Source organism: Stieleria maiorica (genome assembly GCF_008035925.1).
In the GTDB taxonomy this organism is placed as follows: domain Bacteria; phylum Planctomycetota; class Planctomycetia; order Pirellulales; family Pirellulaceae; genus Stieleria; species Stieleria maiorica.
Genome location: NZ_CP036264.1, coordinates 3571337 through 3594202, shown reverse-complemented (window position 1 = coordinate 3594202; position 22866 = coordinate 3571337). Strand labels below are relative to the sequence as shown.

The following is a 22866-nucleotide window of genomic DNA, read 5'->3' as shown; positions in this document are numbered from 1 at the left end:
CGACAACGCGGGAAATGTCGAACCCGTCGCCCAAGGTGTGCGTGTGCCAAGACTTCTGCCGGAAATCAATCTCGGCAGCGCGCCATCGGTCAGCGTCGTCCAACCCGTGGTGATTCCCGAATCGGATGTTTCGGCCATCTGTACCGTCCGCTTTGGTGTCGGATAGACCGGTTGATAGGTCGGCGTCATCGCTTTGGTCGCACGTTCGAGCATCGGCCGAATGGAACCGTATTGACGCATCAGCTGCGCCGCATCTTCCTTGAAGGGATCATCCAAATCCTCCAAGTCATCGAGCGCGTCAAAGATCGATCCTTCTTTTTTCGGCTGGGGCGCGGGCTCGGCCGGAGGAATCGGAAATGAATCCGGCACCGTGTTCCCCGGTTCGGGAAGCATCAGTTCAGACCGCTCGACCGGCGCCGGTTCACTCGGAACGGTTCGCGACGGCATCGGTTCGGGGGTAGCCGGGGGGAGTGTCGCCGGAGGTGATTGCTCGGGCGCAGCCTTCGGAGGCGCCGGTTGAGGAGGCGCTGGCTTAGGAGGTGCCGGCTTTGCTGGCGCCGGTTCGGGTTGCGGCACTTTCGCTGGTGCGGGGGCCAACGGCGGTACGCTCGGCAACTGTGGAGTTGTCGCTGGAGGACGGGCGATCGGTTTGGCGGTCGGCGGCGGAGCGGGGATCGGCTGTGGGGCGACCGAGTCGTGCGGGCTGGTGGGCGTGGCGGATTCGAAGTCCATCATCCAGGGGGCTGAATCGCATCCACCGTCGCAACCGCTTTTGGTGCATGCGGTGTTGCAACAACGGTCCAGTCCCAGCAGTTTCTCGATTCCGCCGGCGACCGTGTCGAGTGTCGTGTAAATCGGGTTTTGCGCCAGCAATCCCGATCGGCCGCACGAACCACACTCACACCGGACTTGCCCGCTGACGGGGGGACACACACCGCAGGCCGTTTCGGCCGCCGTGGCATGCGGGGCCCCAAGCACCGAGACCGCCGAGACGCCCGACAGCAGGCTGCCCAGCATGATGGCTTTGGCCGACCGACTTGGGCGTCGTTGTGAGGGCAAAAACGGCCGGATCAGTAGGGAATTCAAGCTCATGGTCACAACGTCTCGCAGTTCAGCGGAAAGCCATCGGGGAATCAGTCCTTCTTCGCAATCTTTGATCGGCGCGAAAGAATCCGAACGATCAAGAGAATCGCTACGTCCGCTACAACGAACGCAAATCGCCCAGTTTGACAGGAGTCGAAGGCGTGCTTTTTGCGAATTCGTCGAACCACGATCGGCTGCGATGCGCCCCAGACGAGCGGGTGGGGCAGAAAGACGAGCGGGTGGGGCAGAAAACTGGGGTCGGATCGTGGAACTTTGGGCGATGGCGGGCCCCAAAACGGCGATCTGCGGCGGACAGGGATGCCTTCGCCGCCGCAGCCTGCGATCAAGGGACGCATCCGGCCGACTTGGGCTGAGACGGCCTGTCGCAGGGGCGATTTTTTCAGAGTAAAACGATAGACTGTGCGCGTTGACAGTTCCCTTTCCGCTTTGCACGCAGAGACCCCCGCAGTGAGTTTTGACCCGTTTAGCGTCCGCGACCAATTTGAAACCGGCAGCGGAGCAGCCACCATTTACCGGCTCAGCAAGTTGCAAGACGCCGGACTCGGCCAGATTGATCGGATGCCGTTTTCGATTCGAGTGCTGCTCGAAGCGGTCTTGCGCAACTGCGACGGATTTTCGGTCAGCGAAGACGATGTGAAAAACTTGGCGGCTTGGAACGCCGCCTCTCCGGCCAAGCAGGAAGTCCCCTTCAAGCCCTACCGTGTCGTGCTGCAGGACTTCACCGGCGTGCCGGCGGTCGTCGACTTGGCAGCGATGCGATCGGCGATGCAACGCATCGGCGGCGACCCCAACAAGATCAACCCGTTGATCCCTGTCGACTTGGTGATCGACCACAGTGTTCAGGTCGACTTCTTCGGCAGCGAAGCCGCGTTGGGGCAAAACGTCGAGATCGAATTCGAGCGGAACCGGGAACGTTATGAATTCTTGCGTTGGGGGCAACAAGCCTTTGACAACTTCCGCGTCGTTCCGCCGAACGTCGGGATCGTTCACCAAGTCAACTTGGAATATCTGGCTCATGTCGTCGCGATCCGCGATACCGGCGACGGCCCGGTGGCGATGCCCGACACGCTGGTCGGTACAGACAGTCACACCACGATGATCAATGGCCTGGGCGTGCTCGGTTGGGGCGTCGGCGGGATCGAAGCCGAAGCCAACATGCTGGGACAGCCCTTGTACATGTTGATGCCGGAAGTCATCGGTTTTGAACTGACCGGCAAACTGCCGTCCGGTGCAACGGCGACCGACATGGTGTTGCGTGTGGTCGAACTGTTGCGAGCCGAAGGTGTGGTGGGCAAGTTCGTCGAGTTCTTCGGCAGCGGGATGAACGCGATGAGCGTCGCCGACCGGGCCACGATCGCCAACATGGCGCCTGAGTATGGCGCGACGATGGGCTTCTTCCCCGTCGACGATGTCACATTAACTTACTTGCGACAAACCGGTCGCGCCGAGGCCGGCGTTCAGTTGGTCGAACGGTACTGCAAAGAACAAGGGTTGTTCCACACCGACGACAGTCCGACGCTGAACTACACCAAGACACTGTCGTTGGACTTGGGAACCGTGGAACCCAGCTTGGCCGGGCCGAAGCGTCCCCAAGACCGAATCTCACTGGCAAACATGAAGTCGGCGTTCCACGACGCATTGACCGCGCCGATCGGCAAGACCGGGTTCGGGCTCGATGCCAGCGAATTGGATCGCAAAGGCACGATCCAGGACAACGGTCACAGCAGCCAGATCGGCCACGGTGCGGTGGTGATCGCGGCCATCACGTCCTGCACCAACACCAGCAACCCGTCGGTAATGATCGGCGCCGGTTTGCTGGCCAAGAAAGCAGCCGAGCGTGGGCTGAAGGTTCCCTCGCACGTCAAAACCAGTTTGGCACCGGGATCACGCGTCGTCACCGAGTACTTGGACAAGGCCGGTCTGACCGAGCCGCTCAAGACGCTCGGTTTCCACACCGTCGGATACGGGTGCACGACGTGTATCGGCAACAGCGGTCCGTTGCCGGCACCGGTTGCCGGCGCGATCGAGTCGGGGGACCTGGTCGCATCGGCCGTGCTCAGCGGCAACCGGAACTTCGAAGGACGCGTCAATCCGTTGACCCGAGCGAACTATTTGGCCAGCCCGCCGCTGGTGGTCGCCTACGCATTGGCCGGAACGACCGACATCGATCTGGTCAACGAGCCGTTGGGCAAAGATGCCAAGGGCGAAGACGTCTACCTGAAAGAGATCTGGCCGTCGGCCGAAGAGATCCTGGACACCATCCATACCTCGATCGATCCCGAGATGTTCACGCGGCAATACAACGAAGCCGTCGCGGGGAACGAATTGTGGAACGCGATCGAAGCGGCCGAGGGAGCGATTTATCCCTGGAGCGATGAGAGCAGTTACATCCACCATCCGCCCTTCTTGGATCACGTCAGTGGCGACGCAGTCCCGGCGATCGGACCGATCGAAGGTGCTCGATGCCTGGTGCTGTTGGGCGATTCGGTCACGACCGACCACATCTCGCCGGCCGGTGCGATCGCTTCGGACGGACCTGCCGGTAAATTCCTGCAAGAGAGCGGAATCCCGATCAAAGAATTCAACAGTTTCGGATCGCGACGCGGCAATGATTTGGTGATGGTTCGCGGCACGTTTGCCAACATTCGCATCCGCAACCAGCTGGCGCCGGGAACCGAAGGTGGCGTCACGCGTCACCTGCCCACCGGTGAAGTGACCAGCATCTACGACGCGTCGATGCAGTACCAGAAAGACGGCACCCCGTTGGTCGTGTTGGCCGGAACCGAATACGGTACCGGCAGCAGTCGCGACTGGGCGGCCAAGGGCACGATGTTGCTAGGGGTCAAGGCCGTGATCGCTGCCAGCTACGAGCGGATTCACCGCAGCAACCTGGTCGGCATGGGCGTCTTACCGTTGGAATTCGCTGACGGAAAAACGTGGCAATCACTCGGTTTGACCGGCGAGGAAACGTTCTCGATCCCGGACCTGTCCGATGACCTGGAACCCCGCAGCACGATCGCTGTGACGGCGACCGCCGACGACGGCACCGTCACCACCTTTGACTGCATCGTCCGGATCGACACGCCGGTCGAATTGCAGTATTACCGCAACGGCGGCATCCTGCCGACCGTTCTTCGAAACCTGGCCCAGGCATAATTTTTCAAACGATGAGTGATATCCACAGTCAATACAACGAAGTCGAAAAACTGATCGACGACGAGAAGTTCAGCGAAGCGATCGAGGGCTTGAACTCGATCCTTGATCAAGACGATTCGTTCGTGCTCGGACATCTGGCGCTCGCCCGCGTCTACACCAAGACGGGGCAACACGCCGAGGCGATCCAGCACGGCGAAAAAGCGTGTGAGCTGGAACCCAATGACCCGTTCAACTTCACCGCCATGAGCGTGACGTACCAACGGGCGTGGGCCGGAACGCAAGACCAGCAATACATCGCCAAAGCCGAAGACGCGATGGCCAAAGCGCAAATGCTGCAATCGCAAGCCTAGTGCTCCGTGCAACAGCCGAAGTGTAGAACCGTTGTCCCCAACGGTTCTCCCCCTACCCGCCACGCGGCAAAGTGTAGAACCGTTGTCCCCAACTGTTCCCCCTACCCGCCACGCGGCAAACTGTAGAACCGTTGTCCCCAACGGTTCCCCCTACCCGCCACGCGGCAAACTGTAGAACCCTTGTCCCCAACTGTTCTCCCCTAGCCGCCACGCGGCAAATTGTAGAACCGTTGTCCTCAACTGTTCCCCCAGGCCCGCGCAGCGGCCCACCACCAAACCCTCTCAGCCAGCAGAACAACAGCAGAACAATCGGGGACAATGGGTCTACACTGCCAATCGCCCTCGTTCCAAGGCTCCGTCTTAGAACGCACGGCCGAGGCGTTCACGCGGCAAGGAAACCGTCCGCTGCTTCGCCGGCAATCACAAACACCCCACCTAAGCCTCGTCGGTTGGAACGCGCGGATCACAAGCCATAAAGTTCCGGGTCAGCGCGTTCCATTGTTGTTCAGATACCGGCGACGATCACCCCGTTCACAGACCAACCGGTTGGCGGCAAAGGGGGAGCGAGTGTCGTAACGGAGAAAAGGCCTGTCAATCGCTCCACATGGAATTGCTAGCCGTCTCGCTTCGGGTGCTCGCCGCATGTTCATGGGTGGCAACAGGTTGCCGCATCAAGGACGAAGGCAGCGTGGAGAGATTAAAACGTCAGAAACAAGTCAGACGAGCCCAAATCGGAACACATTGCAAGCGAAAGAAAGCCCCAGCGGTGCCGTAAGCCCCGCCACAACGTACATCGTCGTCATCTGATTTCGGATGAGCAGAACTGTTGCTACGGCAACAATCGCAGCGGGGATTATTGGGTAGAGCCCCAATGTCGACGAATTGTCGCCGAAGACCCAAAAATACAGTGCTGCGGCACCAAAATACCAAACGTTTACGAAGAGGCCGTAGACGCACGCCGCTCGCAAAACGAAGACGCGAAATCTGCTGCCTTTGCTCGCGGCTTTATTTGGCAGATGCGGCAGGTCAGGGCTTGAATCGCTCAAGGTTTCAATCGTAAGTCACACGATCCTTAAAGTATGAACGTCTAGATTCAGCGGCCGAGAGGAAACGTTGCTCAGTAAAGCGAACCAGCCCACCTATTTCGGCTCCGCTGCAATCGTTTGTTCTGTGGGCTTGTTTGTGTACCGTTTCGGTTCGACGTTCTTATCGGTTCGTAAATTTCGCGGCCGATCATCATGAACAAAGCCCCGTGACCAGGAATCGCCCAATCCATGTTTTGAGTATTGATTGAGAATCGGTGACACGAAAACACCATCTTCGTCTTGACGTGTTGCCCGCAGAGCCTTCAGAGCGTCTTTGGCATTTGGGGGATCGCCATTGTAACCTTTGTAGACCACGCTATCGTCTTTCGGCCCCGTATACACCTGACCTTCGTCTATAAACTGATCGTCACGAATTGGATACGGATACGAAATCGTCCCCGCGAACCAATTCGCAAGGGTGCGGACAGTCAGAGTGTGTGTACCGTCATCGTTAACAGCCAGCTCCGCCGCTTGAAATCCTTCGGACCAGGGAGACAACAGCCTCCAGTTAATGAGTTTGAAGTCGGCGTCCGTAATCACCGCGACAGGTTGTATCGGCGTTGAGGCGACGGGCCGTATAAAGCAGTCCAGAAGGAACATCTGCCGCGTTCCAGACGTCGTAACGTATACGTCATGCCAAACAACCTGCCGAAGGGCAATCGTGCCCGCAATGGTTTGGATCAGCCCTGAATCCAATGCGTACCGATCGTTGCATAGGCTGGAGGTTAGCACTTTGTCCAATGGCCCCAGATCACTCTCAAGGATTGCCCGTTCATAGTCGCGGACAAACTGTGGCATTTCGGGTTCATTCGGGCTGCAGCCGAACGTGCAGCAAAAAAGGAAAACCGTCAGCAACATGAGTTTTTTCATGAATGCCTCCGTGTGGCCACAGGACGTCACAGACCACGCGGTCGCCGCGAGCGATTCCCCACGTCGAAAACCACGACTCAGCGACTCGGCGTGCACCCATCGGTTCATGTAAGCCGCTGCGCGGTGGGAGATTTTGGGGGCATTAGTCCTTGGTGGAAGGAACATACGATGTCCAAGTCTAACAATCGTCGCCGCAATTCGCAAAAGTCAGCCGCTCTTGGCGCCTACTTTCCCGAGAATCGTCGTCGAAAACTCAGCGAAGACCTGCAACTCTCCGGCATGTCCAAGCGGACGCACGACGGATACATCCGCGCCATCCGACAACTCTCCGATTTCGCCAAGTGCTCCCCCGATCAAGCCACCGAGAACCATGTTCGCCAATTCTTCTTGCATCTGCAGAATGACCGGAGATTCGCCTACGGGTCGCTGCGTGTCGCTCTCCCGGGGGAGTCACGTTCTTTCACACCCGCACCTGCAAACGAGCACCGTATCTGAACGATGTAGCTCGAAGCAGCCCAGTCGGTCGAAGCAAAATCCAAGAGAGATCGAGGCGGCCGAGCGAGCGTTACCGGGCTTCTCAAACAGAGGACTTGAACTGCGGCTCGCAAGTTCGCGATGCCAGATTCTTACTGGTTGTCCGAGCGTTTGGCTTCAATCATGATCAACGACGAGTTCAACGGATTCAATTCGGAGCGGCCTGTAAAACGTATTGTTGACCATAATCGAGCTCAGGGTCAAATCCATTCGCTTGCGCGATTTGTGATACGATCCCCAGCACTTGCTCTCGATCTGTTGGGGCATCCGTTAATTCGATCAGAAGTTTTCCGCTGTTCGCGCCCCGATCATACGAATCGATGTCAACCGCAAAGACATTAGAAGCGCCGGCCGCGTAGAGCTCTTCGACCATCGAGATAGAGTCCACAGTTGATTCATCTTCGCCGAGGGTCCGAATCTGAGATCGAGTTCCGCCTTGAAGCCAAGCAAGCGCTTCTTCGGTGTTCGGCGCGTCGAGGAATTGTGCTGCAAGTTCGTCCATCGGGTTGCCGCGTGTCGAGATGTTGTTTCGGGGAACGGTGGGGTTCAGCGAGGCCGGGCGAAAGACTCAACCATTGCCAAACCGCTCGGCTCGCGTCCTTGGCTGGATGTCATGGTTTTCATTCGGCTCTACCCTTCTGTGGTTTGTGAGCAGAAGATCAATAAGTTTCCGAATGGATCCTCAACATTCATGTCAGTCGGTCTGCCAACGTATCGTACATCCTCGATGCACGGTTCTGGATAGTCGGATCCCTTTGCGATCAGCGAATCGAAATAATTCCGTAGCCCCAGGACCGGAATATTGACTTGTGATTTCGGCGACTCTTCAGTGGCATGCCCGTCAAGATGGATATGAGCGTCGCCCAGACGCACCTGCATGAATACCGGCGCGCCCGGATTGAATCGACACTCCCAGTCCACTTCAAATCCCAGATAGCCCACGTAAAACGCGCGCCCTTCTGCTTCGTCCAACATGCGCAGGATGGGACATGAAGACCGAACCTCGAAACCAGGAATGGGCAGCGTATGTTCTTCTGTCGGCATTGTGGCTCTCCAGAGAGTTTATGCTGGTCTGTCTCACGGAATGATGACGAATTGCGATCGATTCGCGTATGCGGAAGAACGGGGATAGATCGTGCGCCAGAACTTTGTCGGCCTTCAGGTGGGCCGGTCACAGGGCAGGATTAGAACGGATCCTGGCGGAGAGTGCCAGCTTTTCAGTCCCAGGCGAACTCGAGTTGCGCGACCGCAAGTCAGTCCGATTCATTGGCAGCCTCCTTTGCACTTTCTTCTTCGTTTCTCGCACGACCAGGTGTACCAAGAGCGAAAAACTTTCACCCATCGCGTCGCCCCAGAAGCGCCGCTTCGTCAAGCCCCATCGACTCGCGGTAGCAGTCCGGACAGGCCTCGTTGCCGACGCAAACGACGTCCGACCACGACCAGCCGGTGCGACAGACACTGCGGAGCGGTGCCACAACACAGCCCGGGGTCGCCCAGCGCCCCCCGGGTGATGGTCCACCAAGAACCGGAACCCCATCGGGTTTCAACACACGGCGTGGCTTGCGATTGGTGCCATCGATGAATCAATCACCCCTCATGGAATTGCTCGCAGTCTCGGTTCGAGTGTTCGTCGCACGTTGATGGGGGGCAACAACTCGGCGCGTCAAGGACGAAGGCAGGGGGAGAGATTAAAACGCAGAGGCGCAGAGAGCGCAGAGGACGATGCACTCAAAGCCTATCTCTGCGTCCTCAGCGACTCTGCGTTTCAAAATCATGTGCGAGTGGTACCATCCAACGCTGGGAATGATTTCTGCGCGATGCGTTCAGTCACGAGGGCCGAACCGCGCCTGATGTCACCCACGGTTCAACCGGACACCATGGAATTGCTAGCCGCCGCGTCTTGGCCACAGATTCGTGGGAAGGCACCAAATGCGCGAACCGGCTGCGGATGTTGAAGATTGAATGGAATACCGCTGCGTGTGAACTCGTGAGCGAGGCACTGTTCAGATGCCGATCCAAGTAGCCCTGGCCCCAACGCACGATGAAATTCAATCGCACATCCAATGACGCGATGTGATCGGCCATCGAATTCCATCCTTCGTGCTCTTTGTGTCCTTCGTGGTCAAAAACTCCCGGCTGCGATCACATCAGTTGTGGAACGTCAATGGTCACCGCGGCACGGCGAACGACATTGTGTTTTCCATTGACGCCGACTCCGTGCCTGCGTGTGCGGGCGGATGGTTCACGCGTCGGGCCACGACGACGGTTCGAACCATCGCCGCTGGTGGCCAATGTACTCGATTGGAATCGTCAAGGGAAATCGAACGTCCCTGGCACCACTCATTTCATTGGACAGTTGCAATGAAGCCCGGAGGGCTGGCACAGTGTTTGCCGGTGGTGTCAACCCTCGGTATCGAATGCAATGAACCACCAAGGCCTGAAGGGCCGGCACAATCGGTTTCTTGGCCATCCGAGAGCGTTGGAAGCCCGAATACTGTGTCGGCCCACTGGGCCTTGAGCATCGATTGGAATCCGTCCCCGGTGGCTGACGCCACCGGCAGACACTCTACCGACCCTCCGGGCCTAAGACACATCGGCCCGCCAGCCGGTCCGTTAGATCCAGCAATCACTTTAGGGTCGTCATATCAGGCGTCGGATTGTCAGCGCACCAGTCAAACGACGAAACCAAATGCGAATCCCAGGAAACAGAGGTCTGAAAAACCCGATGGGCGCTCTTCGAGCGCATCAATAAAGCCGTGGATGAATAGTCAACCACGGAGAGACACAGAGTAGAAGTGGGCCGTTGCCGTTGGGCATCGGTTAGCAGAGCGAACAACTAATTATTGGTGGTCCGACTGGGGTAAAAACCGATATTCCCCGGTCGGACCGCGGAATATCTCCCGCCACCCGATAGCAGGGCACGGCGGGATCCCGGTCAAGCTTCCGCCGGCCTATCGGGCCGATCGCGATTCGCTCCGGGCTATCGGGCGCCGATTGGATCGGAAGAGCGACCGCCCAGAAGGGCCGTCGTACACCGAAAGGGCTTCGACGAACGCCCGGAAGGGGCGTCGTGTAGCGAGAGGACTTCGGCGATCGTCCGGGAGGGCTGGCGTATTTGGTACAGCGATGGAGGACCACGCTCCCACTAAGCCACGACGTACCACCAAATCGCCATGAAATGGCACAGGGCGGCGGAGATGACGAACAGGTGCCAGACGACGTGCAGGTACTTGAGCTTGGAATCGTTCAGCAACACGATCACGCCCAACGTGTACAGCACCCCGCCGAGTAACATGCCCCAGCCCAGACCGGAGGGGACGTTGCCATACAACGGGATTGCCGGTAACCAACCGAGCAACAGATAGCTGACCGTCGCGACGTTGTTGACCCGGTGACGCAGCAACAACTTGCCGGCAATCCCGGCAAACGCGGCGACCCAGATCGCGGTCAACAGGGGCACTCGGACCGCGTCGGGGGCATGGCGATATATGATTGGTGTGTACGTCCCAGAAATCATCGCGTAGATCATCGCTTGGTCCCAGGCCCGCAGCGTGTCCAACAACGGTTGCTTCAGAATCGTGTGCGAGAGCGCCGAAAACGAGAACGTCGCAAACACTGATGCGATGTACGCCCCGCACGCAAACGCCAATCCCGGATTGTCGGGCAACGCATCGAGCACCAGCCAGCCGCCCAAAAGCAGCGCTGACAACGCCGCCACGCCGTGCGTGAGCGCGTTGGCCCACTCTTCGTCCGGACGGACGGGGGCGTTTCCATGGGGTGGGGAGGGAGCGTTCACGAGAGATTGGGGGAATCGGTACTGCTTCACTTCTCAGTGCGTTTCATGGCTCCGCATGGAACGCGCAGCAGGGGTGGCTCTCGCCACACACACCGCGCGCAACTCGAGGCGGAGCCTCTGGAGATTTCCGTTCCCAGGCTGGAGCCTGGGAACGAGGTAGTTGACGCCGAGCTTATGCGAGTTTGTCGCGTACGTCTACTTCCAGACCCGCGTCAGCGCACCGGCCACGCGTACCGCGCCGAAGTCGATCAGCCGCGAGGGCGAGTTCTTGAGCGTGGTGTTGATTTCGGGATCGGCGTTCATCGCGCCGTAGAAACATTCGCTCATGGCCGGATCGGCCAGATCAAAGGTGTGGGCCCCCGACGCGATCGCCACCGACTGGGCGACGTTGACGGCCAAGAACTGGATTTCCAATCGCATCGGACTGTAGGCATCGATCGATTCGATGTTGCAGTACAACACCGTGTCGACGAAAAACCGATTGCCCAGATCGACCAGTTTGCGTTCGTCGAACTGGCCGGTGTGGATCGGAAAGCACGCTTCACAGATTCTCCGTGGACTTTCCACCACGTCGATTCGCGATTGTTTTCGGATCGCGGTGGCCAGCGTTCGCATCAACGCCAGCTGTTCTTTCAAGCGATCTTGCCGGTCCAGCGGCACTACGATCAGTACGCGATTGGGTTTCAACTGACTGAGCAACGGGGACGTCCGAACCGGCTGCGGCGGGCATTTCGCCAGCCCCGTCTTTGCCGTTGCGTCCGCAGTCGTCCCGCAGTGACAGGTCTTGCCACATTTGCCGCTACAGCGTGCGGACCACCAGGGAGGCGCGGCCCCGACGGAATGGCCTGACAACGCGACCAGGGTGCAGGTCGTGAAAAACAACCGACGATTCGTTCTATCCACGACGCTAATTCCTTTTCGCCGAAATCTCTCGAACCAACACATCGTCCAGCTCTTCGCGGATCGATTGCAGCGTTCGATCAGTTTCCATCAGATAGCGGTTGTACTTCTGCTCGGCGTCGCTGAGCTTGGTTTGGAGATCGCGATTGAGCTGACGAGTCGCTTCGATTTCGTCATACGCCGACTCGATGGCTTCGTTGGAGCGTTCCAGCAACGTTTCCGATTGTGCGAGCTTTTCTTTCAAACGCTTGTTTTCAGCGTCCATCATGGCCAACTTGGCTTTCAGGTCACCGTTCTCTTCGATCAGGCGCAACGCATGTTGTGTCGCCGTGATCTGGTTGTCGCCCAGAACACTGCCGCGCGCCAGCGGAGCATTACTGTTGACGGCCGAGGCGGCATAGCGTGCCTCGGGTTGGCCGGCGTATCGTGGATCGGGGTAGCCCTGGCCGTGAATCTGCGCCGGAGGATTCCACCGGTTGCCACCAGTGGAGGGTTCGTGACGCTCCCCGGCGTACGGGCTGTTCGGCGGGGGCGACCCATCCCAACGCGGATACAGTTCTCCGCCGCCGTCTTGCAGGTGCGGCGCGGGCAGTTCGCCGGTCACCAATTCGGCAACCGGCTGCGGCAACGGTGTCTGAATCTGGTTGTACGCCGCCGGCCCGACCGCGTGCTGCTGGGACCGCCCGTCGACGTGCATCGGGTTTTGGACCGCCGGTGGCTGTTGGCTGTACTGCGCCGGAGGTTGGTATGGCTGCTGCGGTTCGTATTGCGTCTGCGGGTGGTACTGCGGCTGGTACTGTGGCTGCGGTTGATATTGCGGCTGCCGTTGATACTGCGGCGCTGCGGTGACTTCGTTGGGAGTCCAATTCGGTGGCGTGGTCCCCGCATCGATTTGTCCGCGCGGGGCGTCGGCGCCGCCGGCTACACGCTCATCCGTGCGAGCGTATGAATCGCGCGGGGCTTGGTCGTGGCCGCCGGTCGTGACACTGCCCGACTCTGACGAGGGCTGGGACACGCCCAGAGCAGTTTTCAGCCGGCGTTTGACACTCTGCTGCAGCAGATCGAGTTTCCGCAGCGTCGAATTCGGGTTTTGTTCGCGCTGCACACGCTGCCGCTCTTGGGCCGGGGCCGGCGTTGCGGCCCAGCATCCAAGTACCATTAGCAGCACCGCAACAGCGATCGGGCGCTTCGTCGGCGCGCATCGGCAGCCATCGGCGGGCGGGCCGTCGATCGCCGCGGCGTCTTGGTCGCGTGTTCGTTCGTTGCTGCGAGTCTTAATCACGTAGTCTGATTCTCGTCATAGCCGCAAACCACCGTGATCTCTTCGCCACAGGCGCAAGCGATCACGATCGATTCGATTCGATTCCCGTCTTTGACCACTCGAACTTCCGGTTCGGTGTTGCAGTGTTTGGTGGGGCCGACTCGGACACGTGGTCCGCCGACTCGTACGGTGCGTTCTTTCAAACCGATCCCTAGCTTGTCTTCCATCGAATGGCCTCTTTGAGTCGGAAGCGTGCTGCAGCCAACAGGCGTGAGGTACGCGATTCGGACAACCCCATCGCGGCGCCGATTTCAGCCAGGTTCAACTCTTCGGCGTAGTACAGCGTCATCACCAAGCGTTCCTTCTCTGGCAATTGCTCAATCAATTCTGCGAGCAGCTCTCCGATTTCTTCTTTTTCGGCCAAATCTTCCGGAGAATCGATACTGGTCCGCCAAGTTTTATGAACTACGTCCGAAAGATCGTTCCAGTCATCGGGCTTGATGAACCGCATCGCTTCCAGGCATTCCAGCACGACTTCGATCGACAGGCTGGATCGCTGGGCAAGTTGTTCGGGGGTGATCGGGGGCTCGAGTGTCTCGCACAGCCGTTTGATCGTGCCGACGTGCCGCATCATGCGCGGCGAGACGGGCGATTGTTTGCGCAATTCATCAACGATTGCGCCACGGATACGCGGGTAGGCGAAGGTGCGAAACGCGACCCCCTGGTCGGGGTCAAAACTGGCGGCGGCTTGCACGAGCCCCAGGATCCCGGCCGAGTGGAGGTTTTCCCGATGATCGTCGTTCTTGCTGAAGAACGTCATCGTGCTGAGGATCCGCCCGACGTAATCAATATTGTCCAGCACAAGCCGATCGCGATCGGATTGCGTCGAAGGGGATGCCTTGTACGTCGTTTCGAGCGTCGCTTTCATGAGTTAGCTGTTCAGTCCTTGTAGTCTGCGTCAGCGAGTCGAATCACGCCCACCCCGATCGAGACGACCGATCCGACCATCAACGCGGAAACGGCGGCACGTGTCAGGATCGTGGTCGATTCCACCCCCATGATGATTCCGGTCAACGTGACGGCGACCGCCGTCAACAACGCAACCAACGTTCCTACCGGAAACGCTTTTTGCATCCGCTGCGATGCCCGCCTGGTGGTTGGCTTTCGGCTCATTTCGTCTCTTCTTGATTACCTTCTTTCCCCTGAAGCCCGAGCACGAAGGGGTCCGGTGTGGCCGCGTCGCCCTCGCCCAAGACATCTTCGTATCGGATCATCCCCACCGATTCGATCCGCAAATCGGATGGCACCTCGCTGTAAGCGACCACACTGACCTCGGGCAACGATCGGAAGATCGTCCGATGAAGCGGAAAACGAACCGACGAATCTACCAGCACCGTGGCCATTTGATTCTTCAGTCGCGATGCTTCCCACTTTGCCTGCAGTTCCATGATCAATCGCTCCAGCTGGTCCGGTCGCAAAACGATCGCGTCTCCGTTTAAGTGTTCTCGAAAATAGTGTTCCAGCCGCGGTTCCAGAATGATCACCCTCACGTTGCCATTACTGTCTCGGAATCGATCACAAATGATGTGTCCGATCCCGCCTCTGATCTTTTCGGTCAACTGAATGGGGTCTTTGATTTGGGGACCGAACTGGACCGCGGATTCGACGATTTTTTCCAGTGCGGTGATGGAGATACGTTCGCGGAGCAGATTCAGCAGCACTTGGTGCAGGGTGGCGGGGCGGACGGTGTCCGGTTTGATTTCTTCGACGGTTGTCGGCGCGATCTCCTTCAGTTTTTCTAGCATGGACTGGAGGTCTTGGCGGCTCAAAAGTTCGTGGGCATGCTTGCGCAGACACTCACTGAGGTGCGTGATCAACACTGTCGGCGCGTCGACGACGGTAAACCCTAACACCTCGGCCCGGCGACGCTGTGATTCGGGGATCCACTTGGCCGGCAAATCGAATGCGGGGTCCCGAATCGGCTCGCCCTCCAGCTCCGCCTTGATACTGCCGGGGTTGATCGCCAAATAGTCGTTGACGAACACCTGGCCCCGTGCGATCTCACGACCGCAGATCAGGAAGCGATACTCGTTGACACCGATCTGCAAGTTGTCACGAATCCGCGCCGCGGGAACCCAAAACCCGTGCTCGATCGCCACGTCTTCGCGCAACGTCGAGATTCGTTCGGCGATGCCCTTGCCACGTTTGGGTTCGGCAAGCGCGATCAGCCCGGCACCGATTTCGATGATGATCCGCTCGGACTGGACGAACTTCTGCAACCCTTTCTCTTCGGGAGTTTGCGTCGGCTCGGCGACCTGAGGTTCTTCGGCGACCTCCGCCTCCTTGGCCAGTTCACGTTGCTTGGCAAAGAACACGAACGCGAACACCACGCCGGCCAGCAGGATGAAGGGCAATTTGGGGAACCCGGGCGTGAATCCGATCATCAGCAAGATCAGCGGGCCCAGGTACAGCGACCGATAGGCGCCGGAGACTTGGTTATTGATTTCATCGCCGAGGTTGGATTCCGACGCCGACTTGGTGACCAGGATGCCCGCACTGGTCGCGATGATCAGGGCCGGGATTTGCGAAACCAATCCGTCGCCGATCGTCAAAATGGAATAGATTTGAACAGCGTCGGTGATGGCTTGTCCGTCGCTGACGCCCAGGACCACACCGCCCAGGATGTTGACGACCATGATGATCAAGCCCGCGATCGCGTCGCCGCGGACGTACTTGCTGGCACCGTCCATGGCACCGTAGAACTCGGCTTCCTGGGTCAACCCCTTACGCCGATCCCGAGCCTCTTTCTCGTCGATCGCGCCGCTGTTGAGTTCGGCGTCGATCGCCATCTGTTTTCCGGGCATCGCATCGAGCGTGAACCGGGCGTTGACTTCGGAAATCCGCGTCGCACCCTTGGTGATCACGATGAATTGAATGGTGACCAAGATCAAAAAGATCACCAGACCGACGACCAGGTTTCCGCCGACGACAAAATCGCCGAACGTCAACACGATCTTGCCCGCATTGCCGTCCAACAGAATCAAACGCGTCGTGGCGACGTTGAGCGACAATCGAAACAGGGTCAGCAACAACAACAGCGACGGAAACGACGCGATGTCCAGCGGGCGTTTGGCACCCAGCGTGACCAACAACAACAGGATCGCCGCGGCGATGTTGCACGCCAGAAACATGTCCAGCAGGAACGTCGGCAAGGGGATGATCAGGACGATCAGCATCGCGAGGAACGAGGCCGAAAGCCACAGCTCACTCCGCTGAAGAAATCCGAAATTCGAATCCGTCTCTTTCATCTTGATTTGGTACGCCGGTTGACCCTTAGGCAAAACTTGCGACAAGTGCTTTGGAAATCAATTGCCAGCCGTCCACCAGCACGAACAACAGCAATTTGCAGGGCGTCGAAACGACGACCGGCGGCATCATCATCATTCCCAACGCCATCAAGATCGTTGAAATGACCAAGTCGATCAGCAGGAAGGGGATGTAGATGCAAAACCCCATGATGAACGCGGTTTTCAGTTCGCTGATGATGAACGCCGGCACCGCGATCTTCAGCGGCGTGTCCATCCGCTGTGACGGCGGAGCGGTTTCGGAAAGTTCATAGAACAACGCCAAGTCGTTCGTCCGTGTGTTGTGCAACATGAACACCTTCAGCTCTTCCGATGCAATTTTCCACGCATCGACGAAGCCGAATTCGGGTTCCTCGTCCGGCCCGGCCGCTTCCTGTGCCTCCAACAACGGGATCACCGCGTTGTCGTGAATTTTTTCAAACGTCGGGGCCATGACGAACAGCGTCAGAAACAGACTCAGCCCCATCATCACCTGGTTCGGCGGGATCTCTTGGGTGGACAGCGCCCGGCGGACGAAGGACAGAACGATGATGATTCGTGTGAACGCCGTGACACAGACCAACATGGCCGTGGCAAAGCTGAGCGCGCCGAGCAGCACCGCGACCTGCAACGGCGGCGCAAGATCCGAAAACAGCTGCGACGGGTCGCTGGCTGGGTCGGCGGACAACTGGGCGATCAACGCGAATTCCATTTCGGTTCCCAATTCGATCAGGCCGCTTCTTTCGATTTACTCAGAAGCAGCCGGATCAGGTTCTCATCGATCTCGGAGCTGGACGTCTTGTTGACGCTGCGGCGAGAGGCTTGACGGGTCGCGTTAGTCCCCCCGGCTCGCGCGGCCAATGCATCCGGCTCCTTGGGTCGGCTGAACGCTTCGGGGTCATCCAGTTCGTCCTCGAATCGCGAGGGAAGCACGCTGACGGATTTGATCCCTCCGCCGTCGACCGCCACCAGGATTTTGCTAGCCATCGAATCGACCAGGTACAAACTGACGCCGCGGGTGACTTGCAGGACCTGATCGATTTTCAGCCCGGCCAGATCGGTGGGCGTTGTCGCTTTGGAACCTTGCTTGCCCTTTTGAAGTTGTCGCACGAACAAAATCCCGCCGACGGCCAGTGCGAGGACGAAAACCAAGTTGATCCCGATCCGGCTGAGCATCTCCGTCGCGTCCGCTTTCTCTGACGGCGCTGCGGCCTGCTCGCGCTCGATGAACGATTGATAGTGTTCTTGCGCATTCAGCCGATCCAATTGCTGCCGCGACTGAAGTTGTGCTTGTTCGTCGGAATAGAGGCCGCCAAGCTGGTCGCTGGATTCAAAATTCGCCTGACGCACGGACATCGGTTGCGGTCGCAGCGCGACCACCGGCTCGCCGCCAGCGGACGGTCGAAGCGGGCTTTCCGGGATCACCGATCGGGTGTCGCGTTCGACGGTGCCGATATCGCCCGAGAGCACCGGTCGGCGGATGCTGACGGTCGACTCGCCACGCGAAAGTTGGTCGACCATGCCGCTGTGACGCGAGCTGCGCGACTCGATCCGATTGAGCCCCCGGTTATCAGCGTAAGGCTGGCCATCAGCGTAGCCTCGGCTATCCGCGTAACCTTGGCCGTGGGCCAGCGTCCCGAGGGTCGACGAAACCAGCAGTGCGTAAAAAACGCACTTCGTTTTTTGGGTGAAGCGGAAAGGCATGTTGACGTCCATGTGAATGCCGATTCGTTGGTGCTAGGAGGGATAGATTTCTTTGATTCGAATCGCGAATTGATTGTCAATCACGACCACCTCGCCGTTACCCATGGGAACGCCTTGGGCAACCAACTCGACCGGCGCGCTGATGGCCCGGTTTAATTCAACGACCGATCCTTCCGCCAGCCCGATTAATTCTTGAATCGTCAATTGGGTGCGTCCCAGCTCGGCCGCCAGGGTGACCTGGACTCCTCCGAAGCGGGAGAAATCGAGGTCCTTGGAGGCTTTGGGCGGATTCGGTTTTAATTGTTCGAATTCTGGAATCGTGTCATCGACCTGATCTTCCGCCGCATTCGCCGCGGCGTCTTGAGCGGTTTGCGGGTCGTCCGACACGGGCGTTTCTGTCTTGGCTTCAGCCATGAATCACTTTCCTCGGTTCTACTCGTTCAAACACTTCGAAACTTGGACCGCTTGCTTTTTTCCCAATCGGCCAGGCCAACACTCGAAAGCCGGCTCGCCGTCGACGTGGGAAACCATCGGTTGGTCGATGCGTTGATCCAGAACGATCAATTCGCCGGGTTTCAGCTTGCTCAGCTCGGACATGGGAATGCTTGCGGTCCCCAGCATCGTCACGACTTCCAAGGGCAACTGACCGATCAGTTCCTTGGACGGCGAGGCCGGTGCGCCGCCGTCGCGATTGTCGACGGTTTCGTCCAGCAATGCGGGCAATTTTTGTTTGGGCAACAACCAGTTCAATGTGGCCTTGCCGCCCTTGCACTCGACTTCGATACAGACCTTGGTGACTAGATCCTTGCCCCGGAACAGTCGCAGTTTTCGGGCGTCTTTTTCCAGATCCGTGACTTCGATTTCCAGGTCACCCTGGCCCATCCAACCGCGGCTGATCGAATCAGCAACACGTGCGATGAAGTAATTCGCCAGATCCGTCTCGATCGCACTGAGGTCCTTGTCGCTGCCCTCGTCGGAGGGAGTCAAACACAGCAGATCAGACAGGATGATGCGAAACTGATCACTCGACCCGTACCAGACCGACGACGATCGCTCCTTGATTTCAGCGACGCAACACAGGTCGTGCCTCGGGATTTCACTGAGAACCTTCTCGTACGACTCGGTGGTGATCGCCCCCAGTTCCAATTTGGCACTGAATCCGGTCGCCTCGACCCAATAGTCCGAGAAGAACGACGTCGACTTCGAAATCCAAGTTCGAATGGCAACGGCAGTGTCATCCAGGGCAGCAATGTCACGAAAATCGAACGGGCGAACGTTCATTGAACCTTGAAATCCTGGAAGAGGACGTCTTGAATTCGCTCGATGCCGTCGGTGAACAACATCGCGTTGAATTTGTCGTGAATCTCGCGGCGGAGCAGGTTGTGCCCCAGTTTTCCGCGGACATCTTCCAGCTTCTTGTCTCGCAGATGCGCAATCAACCAGTTCTTCAAGACAACGTTCTTGTCTTCCACCAGCTTGGTGATCGCCTCTTGCTGCGACGCGGCGATTTGCAGCGAAAACGTGCAGGTCAGATAGCGTGAATAACGGTCATCGTTCAGATTGACCACGACTTCGTCAAAATCGACGAACGCCAGTTGGTCATCCGCTTCGGGGATGTCCATGCGGTCTTCATCAACCGCCGCGGATTGACTGGCGTTTGAATCCGAGGGCAGAACAAACATCGGGACCGCAACACCGGTTCCGGCGCCCATCACAAAGACCGCCCCCCAAATCACCAGCTTGGAAAGCATGCCGGATTTCTTTTTGTCGTCCGCTCCGGACTCGTTGTCGTCTGCCATGAATCGGTTGAATTGTTGCGAGAGGGGAGGATCACGCGGCGCCGAGCCCGACGTCGCGTGTTGGTCGAGGGCCGAGCACTAGCCGCCGGCGGTCATCTTTGCGTGACCGGTTTATCTTTCCGTGTCGTTACAGCTTATCGTCCGGCCCGGGTGACGGAATTCAGTCGGGACTGCTCTTTCATTAGCCGATGAGGGCAAACCCTCACAATCTCATTACCCATGGGTACCTGCCCCCTTTTCTCCGCCGGTGTGGGTTAACCCTCGGGCGTTCTTGCCCAAGGCGACCCAATTCTCTCACCGCCAGACGCCGGATATTCGACACAACCAGTACCGCAGGATTGCTTTTGGTTTCCGTGTCTCCCAGCCATCGGTGATCCCCCCACGGACAGGAAGGTCGAATGATCAACGGACTCTACAGCGGCGCCGCCGCGATGCAGACATTGGCAAAGCACCAGGAGCTGATCAGCAGCAATCTGATGCATGTCAATTCCAGCGGGCACCGCCGCGTCCAGCCGGCCGTGAAACAGCGTTTCGAAGAAACATCCCCCAACACCACGATCGACCTCGGACCGGAAGTCGAAAAACTGACCTCCGACTTCACCCCCGGGCGGCTCACACCGACCGAGCGGCCTCTGGACCTGTCGATCGCCGGCGATGGCTTCTTCGTGTTCGAAGACGACGGCGGCCAGCCCTATCTGACGCGTAACGGCAGGTTGTTTCGCGACCCCCAGAGCAACATCCTGGTCAACGAGGACGGAATCCCGATCCGCGGTGAAACCGGTCCCATCACCATCGAACCAAACATTTCCGATCGCGAGATCACCGTCTCGGCCGACGGCACGGTGTCCGCCGGCGACCGCGAGGTCGGCCGGATTCAGCCGGTCGCCTATGAAAACAACGGAACCCTGATCCCGGTCGGCGCCCTCGGCTTTACCCCCGGTCCCGATGCGATCGAAAGCGACGTGCCGGTCAAGATCAACCAGTTCACCCACGAACTGTCAAACGTCCACCCGGTCACCGAACTGATCGCATTGATCGTCAACACGCGACAACACGAAGCGGTCGAGAAAGCAACCCGAACACTTTCCGATTCGCTGAAAGAATACATCCGCTCCTAGACCCGAATCGACAGCAGCATAGGTTCATCATGTTAAAAGCATTCTATTCCAGCGCGACCGGCATGCGCGCCCAGGAATTGATGATTGACAACACCGCCAACAACCTGGCCAACGTCAATACCACCGGTTTCAAGAAGAAACACATCAACTTTGCCGACTTGCTGTACGACACCAAGACGCCCCCCGGAGCCGCATCGGCCAACGGCGAGATCAAACCGATCGGATTGCAGATCGGAAGCGGCGTTCGCGCCGTCGGCACGACCAGCTTGTTCGCCCAAGGGACGCCCACCGAAACGGGTATCGACACCCACATGGCGATCGAAGGCGACGGCTTTTTCAAAGTCACCCAGGGAAACACGATCGCCTACACACGCGACGGTTCCTTCACGCTGAATGACCAAGGCCAGATGGTCAACGCGGACGGCTACCTGCTGGATCCCCAAGTCCAGGTCCCCCAGCAAGCCACCAACCTGTCGATTTCCTCGACCGGCGTGGTCAGCTACCAAATCGACGGCGTGTCGACCGTCGGCCCGACCATTCAATTGGCGCGTTTCGCCAACCCCGCCGGATTGCAAAACATCGGCAGCAACCTGTACGTCGAAACCGCAGCCTCCGGCCCGGAGATCCTCGGCGAACCAGGACAAGATGGCAACGGACAAATCCGCCAACAGTTCTTGGAAGGCTCCAACGTCGAAGTCGTTTCGGAGTTGGTGTCGCTGATCACCGCCCAACGCGCCTACGAAATCAACTCGCGGGCCATCCGCGCCGGCGACGAAATGCTGTCCTCCGCTAGTGATCTGGTTCGGTAAACGATGAATTCTGTTCGGATCTCAACGTTGTTGTTCGGCCTGCTGATCGGTTTGCCCGGCGGACTGATCGGCTTGGACGACCACCGCGCCGCGGTGGCGGGGGACGTCGTCGTTGCGCTGCACCAGACCTCATCGGCGGTCGCCGACACGACGGTGCGGATCGGCGACGTAGCCAACGTGCTGGGCGCCACCCCGTCGGACCGGCGTGCCATCGAACAGTTGGACCTGGAATCGCTGCGTGACCAGGACGATTGCTCGATCTCACGCAAGCAGATCGAAATGCGTCTGCTGTTGGCCGGGTTCCAGAGAGATGCGTTCAAGATCGTTGGGCCGTCGACGGTCTCGGCCCGACGTTCCTCGCCGGCCAAACTGCGGAGCAAATTGGAGCGGCTGCTGGAAACGAAACTCGCCCAACAATTTGCCATCGGCCTCGAACGGGTCGACATTCGGCTGACGCAAACGCCGCAGTTCGAAGCTCTGGAAACGCGTCTTGCCGCCGGTGACTTTTCCGTCGATCTGGTCCCCCACAATGAGTTCCCGATCGGCCGGACGCGGTTGGCGGTCGCGATCACCGATTCGTCGGGCAATCAATACTCGCATTCGTTCGATGCCCTGGTCAGCCTTTCCATGCGGGTCGCGATCGCACGAGCGCCGATCGCTCAAGGAGCCGTTTTGAAACCGGAGATGTTTCAAGCGGTCGATCGATTGATCACCGAAAAGTCGGACTATGCGAATCCGGACACCGCCGTGGGACGGACGGCCAGTCGCTATATCGCCAGCAATTCGATTCTATTGACCAATCATTTTCTCAGCACCCGCGGGCGGGCGTCCCAGACGGTCAAACGAAATGATCTGGTCGATGTGGTGATCAGTGTCGGTCGGGGCGAGATCCGATTGAAGAACGCCAGGGCAATGGAATCGGGCGACATCGGAGACACGATCGAGGTGCTCAACCCGCAAACCAACCGGCGCTTCAACGCCTCCATCCTGGGAAAGAACCTGGCAACCGTTTCAACGAACCTAAGGAGGCGCTAAC

At 58.7% G+C, this 22866-nt stretch carries 23 protein-coding genes and 1 pseudogene; 6 read left to right on the top strand and 18 right to left on the bottom strand.

The genetic code is table 11. The features are described 5' to 3' along the window. Nucleotides 1-1092: pseudogene (locus Mal15_RS12425) on the bottom strand (hypothetical protein); the annotation flags it as partial. Nucleotides 1093-1551: 459 nt separating this feature from the next. On the opposite strand from Mal15_RS12425, the gene acnA reads away from it, so the two are divergent. Continuing rightward, nucleotides 1552-4260, top strand: a complete 2709-nt coding sequence (gene acnA, locus Mal15_RS12420) for an aconitate hydratase AcnA (protein ID WP_147868059.1) — start codon at nt 1552-1554, stop codon at nt 4258-4260. A gap of 11 nt (nt 4261-4271) precedes the next feature. Next, nucleotides 4272-4610 (top strand): tetratricopeptide repeat protein, encoded by a 339-nt coding sequence (locus Mal15_RS12415; RefSeq protein WP_147868058.1) that lies wholly within the window; start codon nt 4272-4274, stop codon nt 4608-4610. A gap of 716 nt (nt 4611-5326) precedes the next feature. On the opposite strand, the gene Mal15_RS12410 is transcribed toward Mal15_RS12415, so the two are convergent. Then, on the bottom strand, nt 5327-5656 hold the full coding sequence (locus Mal15_RS12410) for a hypothetical protein (RefSeq protein ID WP_147868057.1): 330 nt from the start codon (nt 5654-5656) through the stop codon (nt 5327-5329). Nucleotides 5657-5749: 93 nt separating this feature from the next. Further along, nucleotides 5750-6565: a hypothetical protein gene (locus tag Mal15_RS12405; protein WP_147868056.1), complete on the bottom strand. Its 816-nt coding sequence runs from the start codon at nt 6563-6565 to the stop codon at nt 5750-5752. Nucleotides 6566-6733: 168 nt separating this feature from the next. Here Mal15_RS12405 and Mal15_RS34655 point away from each other — a divergent pair, with 168 nt between their 5' ends. Continuing rightward, the gene (locus tag Mal15_RS34655; RefSeq protein ID WP_233903420.1) at nt 6734-7060 is read left to right on the top strand and encodes a site-specific integrase; all 327 of its coding nucleotides are present in this window, start codon (nt 6734-6736) and stop codon (nt 7058-7060) included. Between the two features lie 187 nt (nt 7061-7247). On the opposite strand, the gene Mal15_RS12395 is transcribed toward Mal15_RS34655, so the two are convergent. The 15 genes from Mal15_RS12395 to Mal15_RS12325 all read right to left on the bottom strand — a co-directional run bounded on the left by Mal15_RS12395 (nt 7248) and on the right by Mal15_RS12325 (nt 19903). Continuing rightward, nucleotides 7248-7601 carry a hypothetical protein gene (locus Mal15_RS12395; RefSeq protein WP_147868055.1) on the bottom strand — a complete coding sequence of 118 codons (354 nt, stop codon included), beginning with the start codon at nt 7599-7601 and terminating at the stop codon, nt 7248-7250. A gap of 128 nt (nt 7602-7729) precedes the next feature. Then, the gene (locus Mal15_RS12390) at nt 7730-8143 is read right to left on the bottom strand and encodes a glyoxalase superfamily protein (protein ID WP_147868054.1); all 414 of its coding nucleotides are present in this window, start codon (nt 8141-8143) and stop codon (nt 7730-7732) included. Between the two features lie 820 nt (nt 8144-8963). Then, the gene (locus tag Mal15_RS12385) at nt 8964-9194 is read right to left on the bottom strand and encodes a GxxExxY protein (protein WP_147868053.1); all 231 of its coding nucleotides are present in this window, start codon (nt 9192-9194) and stop codon (nt 8964-8966) included. A gap of 1050 nt (nt 9195-10244) precedes the next feature. Then, on the bottom strand, nt 10245-10895 hold the full coding sequence (gene trhA, locus Mal15_RS12380) for a PAQR family membrane homeostasis protein TrhA (RefSeq protein ID WP_147868052.1): 651 nt from the start codon (nt 10893-10895) through the stop codon (nt 10245-10247). A gap of 195 nt (nt 10896-11090) precedes the next feature. Then, nucleotides 11091-11798 carry a hypothetical protein gene (locus Mal15_RS12375; RefSeq protein WP_147868051.1) on the bottom strand — a complete coding sequence of 236 codons (708 nt, stop codon included), beginning with the start codon at nt 11796-11798 and terminating at the stop codon, nt 11091-11093. A gap of 4 nt (nt 11799-11802) precedes the next feature. Further along, nucleotides 11803-13077 (bottom strand): hypothetical protein, encoded by a 1275-nt coding sequence (locus Mal15_RS12370; protein WP_147868050.1) that lies wholly within the window; start codon nt 13075-13077, stop codon nt 11803-11805. Continuing rightward, entirely contained in the window at nt 13074-13283 is a 210-nt protein-coding gene (locus tag Mal15_RS12365; protein WP_147868049.1) for a hypothetical protein, read from the bottom strand. Before Mal15_RS12365 ends, Mal15_RS12370 begins: the two co-directional genes overlap by 4 nt. After that, nucleotides 13268-13984, bottom strand: a complete 717-nt coding sequence (locus Mal15_RS12360; protein WP_147868048.1) for a sigma-70 family RNA polymerase sigma factor — start codon at nt 13982-13984, stop codon at nt 13268-13270. Before Mal15_RS12360 ends, Mal15_RS12365 begins: the two co-directional genes overlap by 16 nt. Before the next feature lie 11 nt (nt 13985-13995). After that, nucleotides 13996-14229 (bottom strand): hypothetical protein, encoded by a 234-nt coding sequence (locus Mal15_RS12355; protein ID WP_147868047.1) that lies wholly within the window; start codon nt 14227-14229, stop codon nt 13996-13998. After that, a complete protein-coding gene (gene flhA / locus Mal15_RS12350) occupies nt 14226-16364 on the bottom strand; it encodes a flagellar biosynthesis protein FlhA (protein ID WP_147868046.1) in 2139 nt (712 codons plus the stop codon). Before flhA ends, Mal15_RS12355 begins: the two co-directional genes overlap by 4 nt. A gap of 25 nt (nt 16365-16389) precedes the next feature. Further along, nucleotides 16390-17112: a flagellar type III secretion system pore protein FliP gene (fliP, locus tag Mal15_RS12345; protein ID WP_147868045.1), complete on the bottom strand. Its 723-nt coding sequence runs from the start codon at nt 17110-17112 to the stop codon at nt 16390-16392. Nucleotides 17113-17129: 17 nt separating this feature from the next. After that, nucleotides 17130-18104: a hypothetical protein gene (locus Mal15_RS12340; protein ID WP_147868044.1), complete on the bottom strand. Its 975-nt coding sequence runs from the start codon at nt 18102-18104 to the stop codon at nt 17130-17132. Nucleotides 18105-18137: 33 nt separating this feature from the next. Then, nucleotides 18138-18518 carry a FliM/FliN family flagellar motor switch protein gene (locus Mal15_RS12335; protein WP_147868043.1) on the bottom strand — a complete coding sequence of 127 codons (381 nt, stop codon included), beginning with the start codon at nt 18516-18518 and terminating at the stop codon, nt 18138-18140. An 18-nt stretch (nt 18519-18536) separates the two neighbouring features. Beyond that, nucleotides 18537-19385, bottom strand: coding sequence for a FliM/FliN family flagellar motor switch protein (locus Mal15_RS12330; protein WP_147868042.1), 849 nt, complete (start codon nt 19383-19385; stop codon nt 18537-18539). Next, nucleotides 19382-19903 carry a flagellar basal body-associated FliL family protein gene (locus Mal15_RS12325; protein ID WP_147868041.1) on the bottom strand — a complete coding sequence of 174 codons (522 nt, stop codon included), beginning with the start codon at nt 19901-19903 and terminating at the stop codon, nt 19382-19384. The genes Mal15_RS12330 and Mal15_RS12325 overlap by 4 nt, the downstream gene beginning before the upstream one ends. 398 nt (nt 19904-20301) lie before the next feature. Here Mal15_RS12325 and Mal15_RS12320 point away from each other — a divergent pair, with 398 nt between their 5' ends. The 3 genes from Mal15_RS12320 to flgA are packed head-to-tail and all read left to right on the top strand — an operon-like array spanning nt 20302 to nt 22865. Beyond that, nucleotides 20302-21021: a flagellar hook basal-body protein gene (locus tag Mal15_RS12320; RefSeq protein WP_147868040.1), complete on the top strand. Its 720-nt coding sequence runs from the start codon at nt 20302-20304 to the stop codon at nt 21019-21021. A 29-nt stretch (nt 21022-21050) separates the two neighbouring features. After that, entirely contained in the window at nt 21051-21830 is a 780-nt protein-coding gene (gene flgG, locus Mal15_RS12315) for a flagellar basal-body rod protein FlgG (protein WP_147868039.1), read from the top strand. 3 nt (nt 21831-21833) lie between these two features. Further along, nucleotides 21834-22865: a flagellar basal body P-ring formation chaperone FlgA gene (flgA, locus tag Mal15_RS12310; RefSeq protein ID WP_147868038.1), complete on the top strand. Its 1032-nt coding sequence runs from the start codon at nt 21834-21836 to the stop codon at nt 22863-22865. The last annotated feature ends 1 nt before the right edge of the window (nt 22866 follow it).